The sequence below is a fragment of the Hyphomicrobium sp. LHD-15 genome (assembly GCF_031157355.1).
Classification (GTDB): domain Bacteria; phylum Pseudomonadota; class Alphaproteobacteria; order Rhizobiales; family Hyphomicrobiaceae; genus Hyphomicrobium_C.
The window spans coordinates 817,275-831,534 of sequence record NZ_JAVIFT010000001.1 but is presented as its reverse complement, the minus strand read 5'-3'; the positions used below and the strand labels follow the sequence as shown (position 1 = coordinate 831,534).

The 14,260-nt window shown below is 63.8% G+C and carries 11 protein-coding genes; 5 read left to right on the top strand and 6 right to left on the bottom strand.

Annotation, left to right across the window (positions count from 1 at the left end):
• Positions 1-15 precede the first annotated feature (15 nt).
• The 3 genes from sufB to RCO24_RS03775 are packed head-to-tail and all read right to left on the bottom strand — an operon-like array spanning position 16 to position 3,143.
• Complete coding sequence (gene sufB / locus RCO24_RS03785) at positions 16-1,485, bottom strand: Fe-S cluster assembly protein SufB (RefSeq protein WP_308960066.1); 1,470 nt, start codon at positions 1,483-1,485, stop codon at positions 16-18.
• Between the two features lie 54 nt (positions 1,486-1,539).
• Positions 1,540-2,658 (bottom strand): cysteine desulfurase family protein, encoded by a 1,119-nt coding sequence (locus RCO24_RS03780; RefSeq protein ID WP_308960065.1) that lies wholly within the window; start codon positions 2,656-2,658, stop codon positions 1,540-1,542.
• Positions 2,655-3,143: an Rrf2 family transcriptional regulator gene (locus tag RCO24_RS03775; RefSeq protein ID WP_308960064.1), complete on the bottom strand. Its 489-nt coding sequence runs from the start codon at positions 3,141-3,143 to the stop codon at positions 2,655-2,657. The genes RCO24_RS03780 and RCO24_RS03775 overlap by 4 nt, the downstream gene beginning before the upstream one ends.
• A gap of 307 nt (positions 3,144-3,450) precedes the next feature.
• Here RCO24_RS03775 and RCO24_RS03770 point away from each other — a divergent pair, with 307 nt between their 5' ends.
• The 3 genes from RCO24_RS03770 to RCO24_RS03760 all read left to right on the top strand — a co-directional run bounded on the left by RCO24_RS03770 (position 3,451) and on the right by RCO24_RS03760 (position 5,828).
• Positions 3,451-4,230 (top strand): alpha/beta hydrolase, encoded by a 780-nt coding sequence (locus RCO24_RS03770; RefSeq protein ID WP_308960063.1) that lies wholly within the window; start codon positions 3,451-3,453, stop codon positions 4,228-4,230.
• Positions 4,231-4,342: 112 nt separating this feature from the next.
• Positions 4,343-5,068 carry a rhomboid family intramembrane serine protease gene (locus tag RCO24_RS03765; RefSeq protein ID WP_308960062.1) on the top strand — a complete coding sequence of 242 codons (726 nt, stop codon included), beginning with the start codon at positions 4,343-4,345 and terminating at the stop codon, positions 5,066-5,068.
• A gap of 151 nt (positions 5,069-5,219) precedes the next feature.
• Positions 5,220-5,828: a hypothetical protein gene (locus RCO24_RS03760; RefSeq protein ID WP_308960061.1), complete on the top strand. Its 609-nt coding sequence runs from the start codon at positions 5,220-5,222 to the stop codon at positions 5,826-5,828.
• A 47-nt stretch (positions 5,829-5,875) separates the two neighbouring features.
• Here RCO24_RS03760 and RCO24_RS03755 read toward each other — a convergent pair whose 3' ends face one another.
• Positions 5,876-6,835, bottom strand: coding sequence for a DUF808 domain-containing protein (locus RCO24_RS03755; protein WP_308960060.1), 960 nt, complete (start codon positions 6,833-6,835; stop codon positions 5,876-5,878).
• A gap of 124 nt (positions 6,836-6,959) precedes the next feature.
• The gene (locus tag RCO24_RS03750) at positions 6,960-8,087 is read right to left on the bottom strand and encodes an anhydro-N-acetylmuramic acid kinase (RefSeq protein WP_308960059.1); all 1,128 of its coding nucleotides are present in this window, start codon (positions 8,085-8,087) and stop codon (positions 6,960-6,962) included.
• Between the two features lie 122 nt (positions 8,088-8,209).
• On the opposite strand from RCO24_RS03750, the gene tyrS reads away from it, so the two are divergent.
• Both tyrS and RCO24_RS03740 read left to right on the top strand, forming a co-directional pair.
• On the top strand, positions 8,210-9,469 hold the full coding sequence (tyrS, locus tag RCO24_RS03745; RefSeq protein WP_308960058.1) for a tyrosine--tRNA ligase: 1,260 nt from the start codon (positions 8,210-8,212) through the stop codon (positions 9,467-9,469).
• 4 nt (positions 9,470-9,473) lie between these two features.
• The gene (locus RCO24_RS03740) at positions 9,474-10,454 is read left to right on the top strand and encodes an alpha/beta fold hydrolase (RefSeq protein WP_308960057.1); all 981 of its coding nucleotides are present in this window, start codon (positions 9,474-9,476) and stop codon (positions 10,452-10,454) included.
• A 27-nt stretch (positions 10,455-10,481) separates the two neighbouring features.
• Here the strand turns inward: RCO24_RS03740 and RCO24_RS03735 are convergent, their stop codons facing one another.
• The gene (locus RCO24_RS03735; protein WP_308960056.1) at positions 10,482-14,177 is read right to left on the bottom strand and encodes an AsmA-like C-terminal region-containing protein; all 3,696 of its coding nucleotides are present in this window, start codon (positions 14,175-14,177) and stop codon (positions 10,482-10,484) included.
• Between the last annotated feature and the right edge of the window lie 83 nt (positions 14,178-14,260).

Here is a 14,260-nt window from a genome sequence, read left to right as displayed (position 1 = left end):
AGACGAGCGCAGCGATCATCCGACGCTGCCCTCGAGGCTCACGCCGATGAGCTTTTGCGTTTCCGCCATGAACTCCATCGGCAGCTGTTGCAGCACGTCGCGCACGAAGCCGTTGACGACCAGCGCCACCGCTTCCTCCGACGAAAGCCCGCGCTGCTGGCAATAGAACAGCATGTCGTCCGAGATCTTCGAGGTCGTCGCCTCGTGCTCGAAGTGCGCCGATGAGTTCTTGGCCTCGATGTAGGGCACGGTGTGCGCCCCGCACTTATCGCCGATGAGCAGCGAGTCGCAGTTCGTGAAGTTGCGCGCGCCGGTCGCCTTGCGATGCGCCGAGACGAGCCCGCGATAGGTGTTCTGCGAATGCCCGGCCGCGATGCCCTTCGAAATGATCCGGCTCGACGAGTTCTTGCCGAGGTGGATCATCTTGGTGCCGCTGTCGACCTGCTGGCGCCCGTTCGAGATAGCGATCGAGTAGAACTCGCCGCGGCTGTGGTCGCCGCGCAGGATGCACGAGGGATACTTCCACGTGATCGCCGAGCCGGTCTCGACCTGTGTCCACGAGATCTTCGAGTGATGGCCACGGCAGTCGCCGCGCTTGGTCACGAAGTTATAGATGCCGCCCTTGCCGTCCTTGTCGCCCGGATACCAGTTCTGCACCGTCGAGTACTTGATCTCGGCGCCATCCAGCGCAACCAGCTCGACGACGGCAGCATGCAGCTGATGCTCGTCGCGCATCGGCGCCGTGCAGCCTTCGAGATAGGAGACGTAGGACCCCTTGTCGGCGATGATGAGCGTGCGCTCGAACTGGCCGGTGTTGCGCTCGTTGATGCGGAAGTAGGTCGAAAGCTCCATCGGGCAGCGCACGCCTTCCGGCACGTAGACGAACGAGCCGTCGGAGAAGACAGCCGAGTTGAGCGCCGCATAGAAGTTGTCGCCCTGCGGCACGACCGAGCCGAGGTATTTCTTCACAAGCTCGGGATGCTCGCGGATCGCCTCCGAGATCGGGCAGAAGATGACGCCGGCCTTCGCCAGTTCCTCCTTGAAGGTCGTGACGACCGAGACGCTGTCGAACACGGCGTCGACCGCGACGCGCGCGCCCTGCACGCCCGCGAGGATCTCCTGCTCCTTAAGCGGAATGCCGAGCTTGGCGTAAGTCGCGAGCAGCTCCGGATCGACGTCCTCGATGCTCTTCGGGCCTTCCGAGCCCTTCGGCGCCGAGTAGTAGTAGAGGTTCTCGAAGTCGATCTTCGGATACGAGACCTTGGCCCACGTCGGCTCGGTCATGTTGCGCCAACGCGCATAGGATTCGAGCCGCCACTCGAGCATCCAAGCAGGTTCGCCCTTCTTTTCCGAGATGAAGCGCACGGTGCTCTCATCGAGGCCCTTCGGCGCTCGCACCGACTCGATTTTGGTCTCGAACCCGTACTTGTATTGATCGACGTCGATCTTCTTGACCTGGTCGATCGTCTCTTGAACTGCTGCCATTCCATCCACCTGCTTAACGGCGGCCCGCCGAGGCCGCGTCGTTCAAATTCAAACTTATGCGGCGAGCGAGGCGCCGGCCCCGATCCGCTTCCATGCGGCGAGAAACGCCGCGATATCCTGTTCCGTCGTTGCCGCACCGAGGCTCACGCGAACTGCGCCGCGCGCGATCTCTGACGAAAGGCCCATGGCCGAAAGCACATGGCTTTGCCCGACCTTGCCGGACGAGCACGCCGCGCCCGCGCTGATCGCGATCCCCATCAGATCGAGCTTGATCACCAGCGTTTCGGCCGAGACGCCCGCGAGTGCGAGCGACGTCGTGTTGGGAAGCCGCTCGGCTTTCGCGCCGATCACGACCGCGCCGGGCGTTGCACGCAGCGCTTCCGCTTCGAGCCGGTCGCGAAGCGCGGCGATGCGCGCTGTGTCTTCAAGATCCTTGAGCGCGGCACGCGCTGCCGCTCCGAAGCCCGCGATGCCCGCCACGTTTTCCGTGCCGGCCCGCCGGCGGATCTCCTGTCCGCCGCCCGCGAGTAGGGGAGGCACGACTGCGTTGCCGCTGATCACCAGGGCGCCGATGCCCTTGGGGCCGCCGATCTTGTGCGCCGAAAGGCTCATCGTCGTCGCGCCGAGCGTGCGGAAATCGATGCGCAACCGGCCGGGAGCCTGCACCGCATCGCAATGCAGCCTCACGCCATTCTCGGTTGCCCACAGGCCCGCCCGTGTGACGTCCTGCACGACGCCGGTTTCGTTGTTCGCGAGCTGCAGTGCGAGCAGCGTGCCTGGTCCTGCCGGAGCCGCCTTGTAGTCGACGACGCCATCGCGTGAGACCGGAAGCGCGATCACCTGAGCGCCGCGCGCGGCCGCGATCTGCTCTGCAGGAACCCGCACGGAATCGTGCTCGACGTTGGCGAACGCGATGCGCTCCCACGGCGCTCCAAGCGCCCAGGTGTTCGATTCCGTTGCCCCGCTCGTGAACACGACTTCGGCCGGCTTGGCCTGAACCAGCTCCGCCACGGCTTCGCGCGCCTCGTCGATCAGCGCGCGTGCCCGCCGCCCCTCGGCATGCACCGAGGACGCGTTCCCGAACACGTCGAGCGCCTCCACCACGGCTGCACGCGCTTCTTCGCGAAGCGGCGCCGAGGCGTTGTAATCGAGATATGTGCGCTTGCCGCTCACTGTGCGGGGCTCTCCACTGCAGTATCCAACGGCGTTACGGATGGTGCGCGCGGAACTGCTCGCTCGACCGCGAGGCGAGGGCTTCCTTCGACGACATCCTTGAGGCTGATGCTCGCGAGAAAGCTCTCGATCTGATCGCCGAGAGCGTTCCAGAGATTGTGCGTGAGGCACCGGCTCTCGCCGAGGCAACCGACGGCCTGCTCACCGAAGCAGCGCGTCATGCGCGTGCCTTCCTCGACCGCCGACATGATCTCGGCGACGAAAATTTCGTCGGCCGGTCTGCCGAGCTTGTAGCCGCCGTGGCGGCCGCGCAGGCTTTCGACCAGCCCCGCGCGCCTGAGTTTCAGAAACAGCTGCTCGAGATAGTCGAGCGAGATCTGCTGGCGTTGTGCAACCGCGGAAAGCGGCACCGAGCCACCACCGCCGTGTTTTGCGAGGTCCGCCATAGCCATTACCGCGTAACGGCCTCGTGTGTTGAGTTCCATCGGCTCTCCACCTTCGACACGCAAGCCGCACGGCACGGGCCGCATACTGCTTGCAAGTAACCACCCCACGTGTGCTAAGGAAACGCGACGCACACTGGGAAGCAGCCCGAAAGACCGTCACTGAACGGCATTCTTTCGAACTGTTCTAAACTTGTACGCGGAATATGAAAATTCCGAGCGGGGAAATCAAGCATTCTCTTGGGCACGATGTCGTGAATTTTGGATAACGCACCGAAACTGCCCGAAAACAGCCCGTTCCGAGCCCCCAGAAACCCCATCTGATTAAAACCTGAAGCGAGCAGGACCTATGCCCGAGCTGATCATCAATGGGCCTGCGGGCCGCATCGAAGCCCGCTACCACCACGAGCCGGCCAGCGACAGCCCGATCGCGCTGATTCTTCACCCGCATCCTCAGTTCGGCGGGACGATGAACAATCAGGTCGTCTACAGCCTGTACTACACGTTCGCGCAGCGCGGTTTTTCCGTTCTCCGCTTCAACTTCCGCGGTGTCGGACGCAGCCAGGGCTTCTGGGATGGCGGACCGGGCGAGTTGGCGGACGCCGCGTCCGCGCTCGACTGGCTCCAGACCGTAAAACCCGACGCGAAGTACTGCTGGATCGCGGGCGTCTCGTTCGGCACCTGGATCGCCATGCAGCTTCTGATGCGCCGGCCCGAGGTCGACGGCTTCATCTGCGTCGCACCGCCCTCGAACCTCTACGATTTCTCGTTTCTGGCTCCGTGTCCCTCGTCGGGTCTGATGGTGAATGGCGATAAGGATCGCGTCGTCCCGTCCAATTCCGTCGCCGAGCTCACCGGCAAGCTCAAGACGCAGCGCGGCATCAAGATCGATCACGAGATCATTCCCGGCGCCAACCACTTCTTCGAGGACAAGACCGACGAGCTGCAAGGCGTCGTCGGCAGCTATCTCGACATGCGCCTCGCCAAGGCCGCGAAGGACAGCGAGAGCCAGAAGGAGCGCGAGAAGGAACGCGAAGCCGCCCGCGAGCGCGAGCGCGAACGCGAGCGCGAGGAAGCCAGCAGCGGCCGTGCGGCGGCTGCAGAGGTCGACGACGGCGACGACGAATAATAGCCCTTGGCGCGGGATGTCCCGCGGCCATGCGGGCATTTGGCGGCTTGGACGGAAAAAGGCGTTCGCTTAGCATCGTTCAGATGCTGAGCTGAACCGCCGAGGCGCTGTCGTGATTCCAGCCAACAACACGATCCCGTATACCCAGCGGCCTGTCGCGACGTTGTCGATTATCGGACTTTGCGTCGCTGTCTTCCTCTATCAGCTCACGCTGTCCCAGGCCGAGACCGAGGCCTTTTTCAACCGCTACGCTCTGGTTCCAGCCCGTTTCGATGTGGCGGATGTCTTCACCAGCATGTTCCTGCACGGCGGTTTCCTGCACATCGCCTCGAACCTCTGGACGCTGTGGGTGTTCGGCCCCGCGCTCGAGGATCGGCTGGGATCTCAGCGCTTCGCCGCGCTGTATCTTCTGTCGGGTGTCGCAGCGGCGCTCCTCCATGTGCTGTTCAATTTTTCGTCCGACGTACCAACCCTCGGCGCGTCCGGCGCAATAGCGGGCGTCATTGCCGCCTATGCGCGTCGTTTCCCCTATGCGTGGGTGAACATCCTGCAGCCCATCGTGATCATTCCGGTTTTCTTCATGATGCCGGCGCTCGCGTTTGCGGGCTTCTGGTTCCTCTCCCAGATCATGCAGGCGGCCGGCTCGCTGGCGATGCCGGGCGGCGCGGGCGGAATTGCCTGGTGGGCGCATATCGGCGGTTTTCTTGCGGGCTGGTTCCTGTTGAAGCGCATGGCGCCACCGGCAAACGCCGTCGAGGACGCGACCGCCGCGGCCCAGTCCGCGATGTGGCCGTGGACTGTTTGGACGCGCTGGATGACCTGGTGGTGGCGCCGATAGGTTCCGGCGCCGCTCTCGATTTGTAAGCCAATTGTAAGCCGAAACGCGTGGCGGCCTGCTTGACGCCCCCGCGCGCCCGCCGATTACATCGGTCCCGTGACGATGTGACGAACCTGACGAGGTGCGCACATACGGGCTGAGGGCGCGCGCTATGCTGGATCGACTGACCACCCAGATTGCCTGGCACTGGACGACGGCAACGCACGTTCTGCGATTGACGCCCGTCTGGGTGTGGATCGTCCCTGTCGTTGGCGCGTTCGTAGTCAATCTTCTCAACACCAATGCGGTGATCGCGCCCTATCTCACCAAGGATGTGGCGGAGTTCATATCGCCGATCATCCTTGCGATGGCATTGGCTCTCGCAGCGTGTCTTGCTGCGATGAAGTCGCACGTCTTCTACAAATGGCAGGCCTTGTTCGCTCTCGCGCTGTTTCTGCGGGAGCTACATTTTGCGGGCACCAACACCGGCTTCTACATCGCAATGGTATTGCTGATTGGATGGGCCTCGTACGCGCGCGACTTCCTGGAGCCGTTTTTCTCCGATCGCAAAATCGTGACGCTCCTGACCGCGATCATTTGGACTTACCTCGTCAGCAAGACCTTCGACCGTCACATGTGGGACCACGTCCTGCCCGCAGGCACGACCAGCAATCTGTTCGAGGAAAATCTCGAGATCCTGGGGCACACGCTCTTTCTGGCGCTCGTGGTCGTCTCCATCGGCACCAAGGCGCCGGCATCGGCATTGAGCCGGAACCCCTGATTTGGCGAGGGTCCCGGCCCATGGATCTTGCTCGAGCGCGTTCAGTCTCAGGCGGTCGGAGCTTTCGACTTCGCGAACGGCGCACTGACGATTTTCACCAGCAACGCGGTCGCTGCGCCGCCGATCAGGCCGACGACCGCCGCACCCGACGCACTGGCAATCCAGCCAAAGACTTCGCTCGCGAAGGGAATAGCGCCGCGCACGCCTTCCGACAGTGCGTGGATGATGTGTTCAGGCGCCGCAAAGCCGTACTCGTAAAGGCCGTGCACCAGAATGCCGCCGCCGACCCACAACATCGCAATGGTGCCGACCACGGTCAGCACTTGCAGGAACGGCGGCATGCCACGGACCAGCGCCCGCCCGATCGGGCCGGAGATTGCGCCGTTTCTTTGGGCAAGCGCTACGCCGAGATCGTCGGCTTTGACGATCAGTGCCACCGCACCGTAAACCGCTGCCGTGATCAGCACCGCGACCGTTGCCAGCACCACGCCCTTGGTTACGAGGTCGGGGCTCTCGATGCTGGCGAGCGCAATCGCCATGATTTCGGCCGAGAGGATGAAATCGGTGCGGATCGCACCCGACACCCGCTGCTCTTCGAGCGCCTTGTCATCGAGCGCCGCGACGGCCTGGACGGGGTTCTTCGACGGCGCGTCGCCCGTGATCCAGTGCAGCACCTTCTCGAAACCCTCGTAGGCGAGATAGAGGCCGCCGAGCATGAGGAGCGGCGTGATCGCTTGCGGCAGGTACACCGACAGCAGCAATGCCGCCGGCAGCAGGAAGAACAGCTTGTTCTTGAGCGATCCGGCCGCAATCCGCCCGACGATCGGCAACTCCCGCTTGGCTGCAAAGCCGGTCACGTATCGCGGTGTTACGGCCGCATCGTCGATCACGACGCCCGCAGCCTTCGCGCCCACTTTCGCGGCCTGCCCGACGGTATCGTCGATCGTTGCCGCCGCGACCTTCGCGATCGCCACCACGTCGTCTAGGAGTGCCAATAGGCCGCTCATTCCGCCAATCCCCCGGTCTCATGCATGTATCGTCCTGAACGACCGGAAGATGGCCTGATACGCAGGAAACGCGCAAGGCCAAGCCTTGCCGGAGGGAAAGGGCCACAAAACGCGCCTGGCGTCTTCAGGCGTTGGCTTCCGCATCGGCCAGCACCCCGCCGGTCAGCGGCCGTGGCGCGCCGGTGGTGCCCGGAAAGGTGATCGGGAGCCCGAGGCGGCTGCGTACGGCGAGAAACGCCCAGGCTTCCGCCTCAACACCGTCGCCGTCGAAACCGAAAGCCTCGGCCGCACGGACCGGCGTGCCGGTGCGTTCCGCGATCATGGCCGTCAGCGTGTCGTTCCGCCGTCCGCCGCCCGCCGCAAGGATCAGTTGCGGCGGCTCGGGAAGCTGGGCGAGCGAAGCGGCGATTGCCGCTGCCGTGAAGGCCGTGAGCGTTGCGGCCCCGTCCTCGGGCGACAGATCCCCGACCGGCGCCAGGCTGAACGCATTCCGGTCGAGCGATTTCGGAGGCGGCGCTGCAAAGTAGGGATGGCGCAGGTATGCCGCGACGATCTCCTCGTGCACGGCGCCGTTCCGCGCGCTCTCGCCGCCCGCGTCGTAGGGCCGGCCAAGCTTCGCCTTCACCCAGTCGTCGATCAGAGCGGAAGCGGGTCCGGTATCGAAGGCAATGAGGGTTCCGTCGCGTCCGATCCAGGTCACGTTGGCGACGCCGCCGAGATTGAGCACGACCACCGGACGCTCTTCGACATCGCCCGCGAGTGCGCGGTGGTAGGCGGGAGCCAGAGGCGCCCCTTGTCCGCCGGCCGCCATGTCGGCCGCTCGCAGATCATACACCACTGGACGGCCGATCAGGTGCGCGAGCATTGGGCCGTCGCCCAGCTGAACCGTGAGCCCTGCTTCTGGCCGATGCAACACGGTCTGGCCGTGAAAGCCCACGAGATCGATGCTCTCCGGCGAAATCTCATGATCGGCGAGATAGTGAAGAACGGCCTCGGCATGGAGCTGCGTCAGATAGGTCTCGATGAGCTTCAGCCGCCCCGGCCGCTCGTCGCGATTTCTGAGCCCGGCTGCGTCGTCGAGTCCGGCCCGCAGCTTGTCCCGGAAGGCTTCGGAGTAGGGATAGGTGGCCGCATGCGCGCGGGCGAAAACCTGCTCGCCGTCGGTTTCGATGACCGCGACGTCGATTCCATCGAGCGAGGTTCCGCTCATGAGCCCCAAAGCGCGCCAGATATCGCCCTCTCGCTTGCTCACCGGGCCCTCCTCATGCATGTTCCTGCCCAAACAACGACCCCGCGCCCATTTTCGCCCTCCGGGATCGGCCGATCCCGGCCGTGCGGGCGCCGGCGGTGAACAAAAGGTCTTTGCAGTTCAACATGACGAAATTCCAGTCGGACTTCCTGAACATCCTCACTGAGCGAGGCTTTATCCATCAGACCTCTGACGCGCAAGGCATCGATGCCTTGGCCCGCGACGGCAAGATCGTGGCCTACACCGGCTATGACTGCACCGCGCCGTCACTTCACGTGGGCCATCTGCTCTCGATAGTGATGCTGCATTGGCTGCAGAAGACCGGCGCCGGCAAGCCGATCGCGTTGATGGGCGGCGGTACCACCCGCGTCGGCGACCCGTCGGGCCGCGACGAAACCCGCAAGATCCTGACCCTCGAGACGATCGAGGACAACAAGAACCAGATCAAGACGGTGTTCTCGAAGTTCCTTTCCTTCGGCGACGGCAAGTCCGATGCGCTGATGCTCGACAACGCCGAGTGGCTCGCCAAGCTCAACTACATCGACTTTCTGCGCGATGTCGGCCGCCACATGTCGGTCAACCGCATGCTGTCGATGGACTCGGTCAAGCTGCGCCTCGACCGCGAGCAGGAACTCTCGTTCATCGAGTTCAACTACATGCTGCTGCAGGCCTACGACTACGCCGAGCTCGCGCGCCGCTACGGAACGAACCTGCAGATGGGCGGCTCCGACCAGTGGGGCAACATCGTCACCGGTATCGATCTCGGCCGTCGCATGGGCGTGCCGCATCAGCTCTACGCGCTGACCTGCAACCTGCTGACGACGGCTTCGGGCGCCAAGATGGGCAAGACCGCCGCCGGCGCTGTCTGGCTCAACGAAGACCAGCTCTCCGCCTACGATTACTGGCAGTTCTGGCGCAACACCGAGGACGCCGACGTCGAGCGCTTCCTGAAGCTGTTCACGACGCTGTCGCTGGACGAGATCGCGAAGCTCGCCGCGCTCGGTGGGGCCGAGATCAACGAGGCCAAGAAAGTGCTCGCGACCGAGGCAACCGCTCTGGTGCACAGCCGCGAGAAGGCGGAAGCCGCAGCCGAGACGGCGCGCACGACGTTCGAGCAGGGTGGTCTCGCGACTGGCTTGCCGACCGTCGAGATCAGCGCGGTCGATCTCAAGGCGAGCGTGGGCCTTCTGAACAAGTTCGTCGAAGCCGGCCTCGTCGCCTCGACCAGCGAAGCACGCCGTCAGATCAAGGGTGGCGGCCTCAAGGTCAACGACGTGGTTGTGACCGACGAGAAGGCCAAGCTGTCCGAAAGCGACGTCACGGCCGAGGGCGTGATCAAGCTGTCACTCGGCAAGAAGAAGCACGTTCTGCTGAAGCCGGCGTAGGGCTGTGCTTGTCGAGCACCTGATTTTCAAATCGGAAGACATACCGCTGGCGGGCACGCTCACGCTGCCTTCGAACCAATGGCCGGTGCCGGCTGCCATCCTGGCCTCGGGTTCAGGCCATCATGATCGCGACGAGACAGTCTCCGGCAAGAAGCCGTTCAAGGTCATCGCCGAATACCTTGGCGCGCGCGGATACGGTGTGCTGAGGTTCGACGATCGAGGCGTGGGCGAATCTGGCGGCCTCGCGGAAGAGGCGACATTCGAAACGCAGATTGCCGACCTTATCGCGGCCCGCGATTTTCTGATGCGAGATGATCGAGTTGCCTCGCATCGAATAGCGTTGATTGGACACAGCGAGGGCGGGCTCGTCGCCGCAGCAGCAGCGAACCAAACCAACGCGCCCGTCGTGATGCTGGCAGGCCCCGCGGTTGCGCTCGATGAGCTGCTGCATTGGCAAGCATGGCGCGTGTCGTCGGAGATGGGAGCCACCGAACAGCAGCTTGCGTACGAGAGACGCATGAACACGGAGGTGTTCGCGCTCGTCAGAAGCGTGGAGGATCCGGAGAACCGGAAGCGTCGCACGCAAGATCTGATCGAAGGTTATCTTCGGAGCTGGCCGGGACACTCATGGTCAAACCGAGAAGAGATTTCGGAAGCGGCTGCGCAAATGGCCTCGATCGTTGCTGCCTCCGACTATAGATCTCTGCTCTTGCAACACCCGCAAGAGATCCTGTCGAATCTGAAATCTCCGGTGCTTGCGCTGTTCGGCGATCTGGATTGCCAGGTCGAAGCACAGTCGAACTTGAACGCATTTCGTGAAGCGACGAAGGCCAACCCTGCTGCCGAGGCTGGTATCATTCCCGGACTGAATCACATGTTCCAGCGCGCGCGTACCGGCTCGATCCAAGAATACGAGCGCCTCGGCGACAGTCCATCTCCTGAGGCGCTCGCGTATCTGGAGCGGTGGTTGGGTCAGCATCTTTGATTTGGCGTGAAGTTCGCAGCTGCCCGCTCAGGGCTGTTTCTTTTTGCTCGGCTTCGTTTCCGAGGACCACCCGTCGATCGTGCTGTCCTGGTCGCTTCCGCTCTTCGACGTCGATGAGCTCGCCCGCACGCGGTCTTCGGTCGGCGCACGTTGCTGCTCGCGCAACGGTTGAACCTGCGGATTGGGATTGGTCATTTCCATGATCCCGCGCAGGATGCCCGGCGTGAACATCGACAGCGGATTGACCAGAACTTGCGGCTGGCTCATCGAGCCCTGGATGGCATACGTGATGCCGAACACGCCCTGGCAGTCGAAGCCGGCGACGATCGGACCGAACAGCGGGATATCGCAGACCGCCGCGTTGATGCCCTGCAGCGGAACGTAGGTTCCGCCAAGGTTCAGCCTGCGGGCGTTGTAGTCGACCTTGCCGCGGATCGAAGCGCCGAGTAGCGGGCCGCGAAGATAGGAATCGTCCAGCACGAACTGCCCATGGCCGACCGAGAATGGTGCCTTCATGCGCTGGAACTCGAAGACTTCGCGCTGTTCCACGCGCCGCTTCTGCCCGCCGTCGGCGCCCCCGCTCTCAACGCTCGAATACACTTCCGACACGATCGGGTCGCCGAGCACGCGGAAGTCTTCGACCCACAGCACGCCGCTCTTTTCGGCCGCCCCGCGCGCATCGAGATTGACCTCGAGCTTGGCGCGCCCGTTCTGCATGTTGGGATAGAAGCCGATCAGCTTGAAGGCTTGTCCCGCGTCGTTTGTTTCCGCATAGAACTTGCGCGGCGTCTCCTGCTTCATGAGCGCGGCGAGCGGCTTGCCTCCGTCGAGCGTGCCGCGCGCCTCCATCGCCACCACCTGCTGGCCGCGGTCGGTGACTTTCAGCGAGAAGCCGCGCAGTGAGACGTCGGAGTGTCCGAGCAGGGTATCGATATCGGCCGAGAAATCGACGCCGGCCGCCGGCTTCAGCGGCTTGATCGGCGCTTCCGACGTGTTGCCGAGCGCGAGCAGAGATCGGAACAGATCCTTGCCGTCGAAGGTCGAGCCCTTGGCGTTGATGGTCCAGATCCGCTTGTTGTTGATCTTGCCGCGCACTTCGAGTCGCGACACGACATTGAGCGAGAAGTTCGGGAAATAGAACTCGCTGACTTCGTGCGTGTCGTCGACAATCAGCGATCCGTCGATGGCGATGTTGTCGCCCACCAGCCTGAAATTCGAGAGATCTATGTTGCCCGGCACCGTCTCGGATTTCGACACGTCGAAATCGAGTGACGCGGCCCGTCCCGGCACTTTGCGCCACGCGATTTCCTCGAACAGCAACTCCGCGTTGGTGAGGTCCGCCCGGAGATGGATGGCGAGCGTGTCGTCGGGCTTCTGCGCGAGCGTGATCTCGACCGGCACGTTGCCTTGAACCAGATGGTTCACGTCGAGCCCGAGCTGAGTGCGATCGGCGTTGTCGAGCGTCGCGGAAATCCGGAGCGGCGGCTGCATCTCGGTGGGCGCATCGAGGATGCGGTGCATCTGGATTTTCGCCACCACGCCATTGACGATCATATCGCCCTTGGCGATCACGCCGATGTCAGACACGCTAATGTCGATCGTCCCGCCCTGCAGGTCGAGCTTGTGCTCTTTCGTCTTGCCCTTGATGTTGGTGATCCGGGCCTTTCCTTCGGCTTTGACGATGCTGCCGCCGGTGACCAGCGGCATCGCGATCGTCAGCTCGCCGTCGACATTTCCGTTGATGCCGTCGATTAGCAGCGGACCCTGCCCGGCAAGGTGGAGTTGGCTGCGGTTGACGGTCTCGATCAACGTCGGAAGGTTGGTCTGCGACTTGAGCGCCAGCTCCGCGATGGGCGCTTCGTGCCGAACGTCGACCACCGTCAGCCGCACGTCCTTGAGCGGCAGCTGCTGTGTGGGGCTCGCAATGATCGCGGCGTCCGGAACCGTCACTTCGAGCGCGCTGTTCTCGAGCCGGATCAAAGCGCGGGGCGCAGCGATTGGCAGCGCGCGAGGCAGCGGGATCATGCGTAGATCGGCGATGTCGAGGCTCGCGGAAATGCGTTCACTTGCGCCAGGTTGCGCTGTCCCGTCGGCATCCGGGCCGTTGAACAGGAACTTGCCCGAGAGCAGCTTGAGGGAAGCGCCCTTGAGATTGGCCGTTTCGACCTGGGTTCCGACCCAGCTGCGGGCCGCAGGCGCTGCCGCACGCGGCCACATCGCTTTGAGCGTGGCCAGCGGCATCGGTGTCAGAGACGCCTCGAGCCGTGTGCTCGGCGTATCCGATCCGGTGATGATCTCGCCGTTGGCGCTGATCTCGCCACCACCCGCCTTGAGCGAGAGGCCTGTCAGTTGAACGAAGCCCTCGCTCGGAATGATGCGCCCGTTCGCCTTGAAACTTTCGATCGGGAACGGCGCCACGCCGAACTCCTGGGCGGCGAGAACGCCTTCGGTCGAGCGCACATCGAAATGCCACTGCGGCTCGCCGGCTGCCGCCGGATCGCTCGCGAGAGAGCCTTCGAGCGTGATCCGGCTTTCGCCCCAGTCGAGCGTGGAAGGAGCGAGGTTGAGTGTTCGGTTCGCGGCGTCGTAGTTCATTGCCAGGCGCCCGCCGTCGAGCATGAGCGGCGTGGTTGAAAGCGACGGCAGATTGACGAGCCCGCGACCGAGATCGAGGCTCAAAGTTCCCGATCGAAGCTCTCCGGTGGTCGAAAGATCGAGAGCCAGCTGCCCGTTGACCGGCGCGTCGAACATGTTGAGCAGGCCGAGCCCAGGCGAGACTTTCGCAAGCGTGCTCGGCACGAAGTCGTGCACGTTGGTCGTCACCTTGAGGAACTCGCGCCGGTCGGTTTCTTCCGTGCGGAAGGAGAGCGACCAGGGCCCTTTTTCGGAGGCGACCGTCGCGGTGCCTGAGATCACGCTGCGCCGCTTCATGTGTTCGAGATCGACCGACGCCTCTACGACGTTGATCTCGCTGACATCGCCATTGTAGCTGACGGAAACCATCGCGTTGCGGACGCCGAACTCCCTGAGGCTCGACGTGGCCGCGCTTCCGCGCCGTGCACGAGCGGAGCTTTCGGCCAGGATGCGCGCGAGATCGATGCGGTGGAACGACGGGGGCAGGGGCTCGCCGGGTTTGACGGCGTTTGGATTTTGGGCGGGAACCGGCCGCGGCGGGATCAGCGCGGGCTCTACGGCCGTGCCGTCCGGATTAACAGCGGGCGCCGCGTTCGAAATGTTGAGCGCGAACCCTTGTGATTCCGAATAGACGACCGCAAGGCGAGGTTCGATCAGATAGACGCGCTCGGGCGCGGCCGCGAGCCGCCACAGCGCCGTTTTGTTGAGCTCGACCGCTGCCAGCGGCGCCGATGCGACGAGATCTCCGTCCGCCTCGCTGAGCCGCAGATTGATGAGGCGCAATTCGACCTTGTAGCCGTCCGCGAGCGTGATCACCGCGTCGTCGATGCCGGCTGAAAAACCGTCGAGCCCGGCGTTGATGCTGGCTTCGATCTGCTCGCTGAAGGACTTGAGCGAGATGGGGCCATGCAACAGTCGTACGTAGCCGATGACCGCAGCTGTAATCGAAAGCAGGATGACCGGGGCGACGACAAGCGCAAGCAAGTGCAGCGCCTTCCAGAGGCGCCGTCTTCCGGTGCTGGGAGCGGCCGCGCGGGATCTTCGCGCCGCAGCCGCATAGGGCGGCTCGCCCGGTGGTCTCGGGGGCATCGTTCTCGGCCAAGGATTGCCGGAGCGTTGTGTCGTCATCCCCAAGCGTTCTCCGGCGGACGAGGTTGGAAGAAAGAGAATGT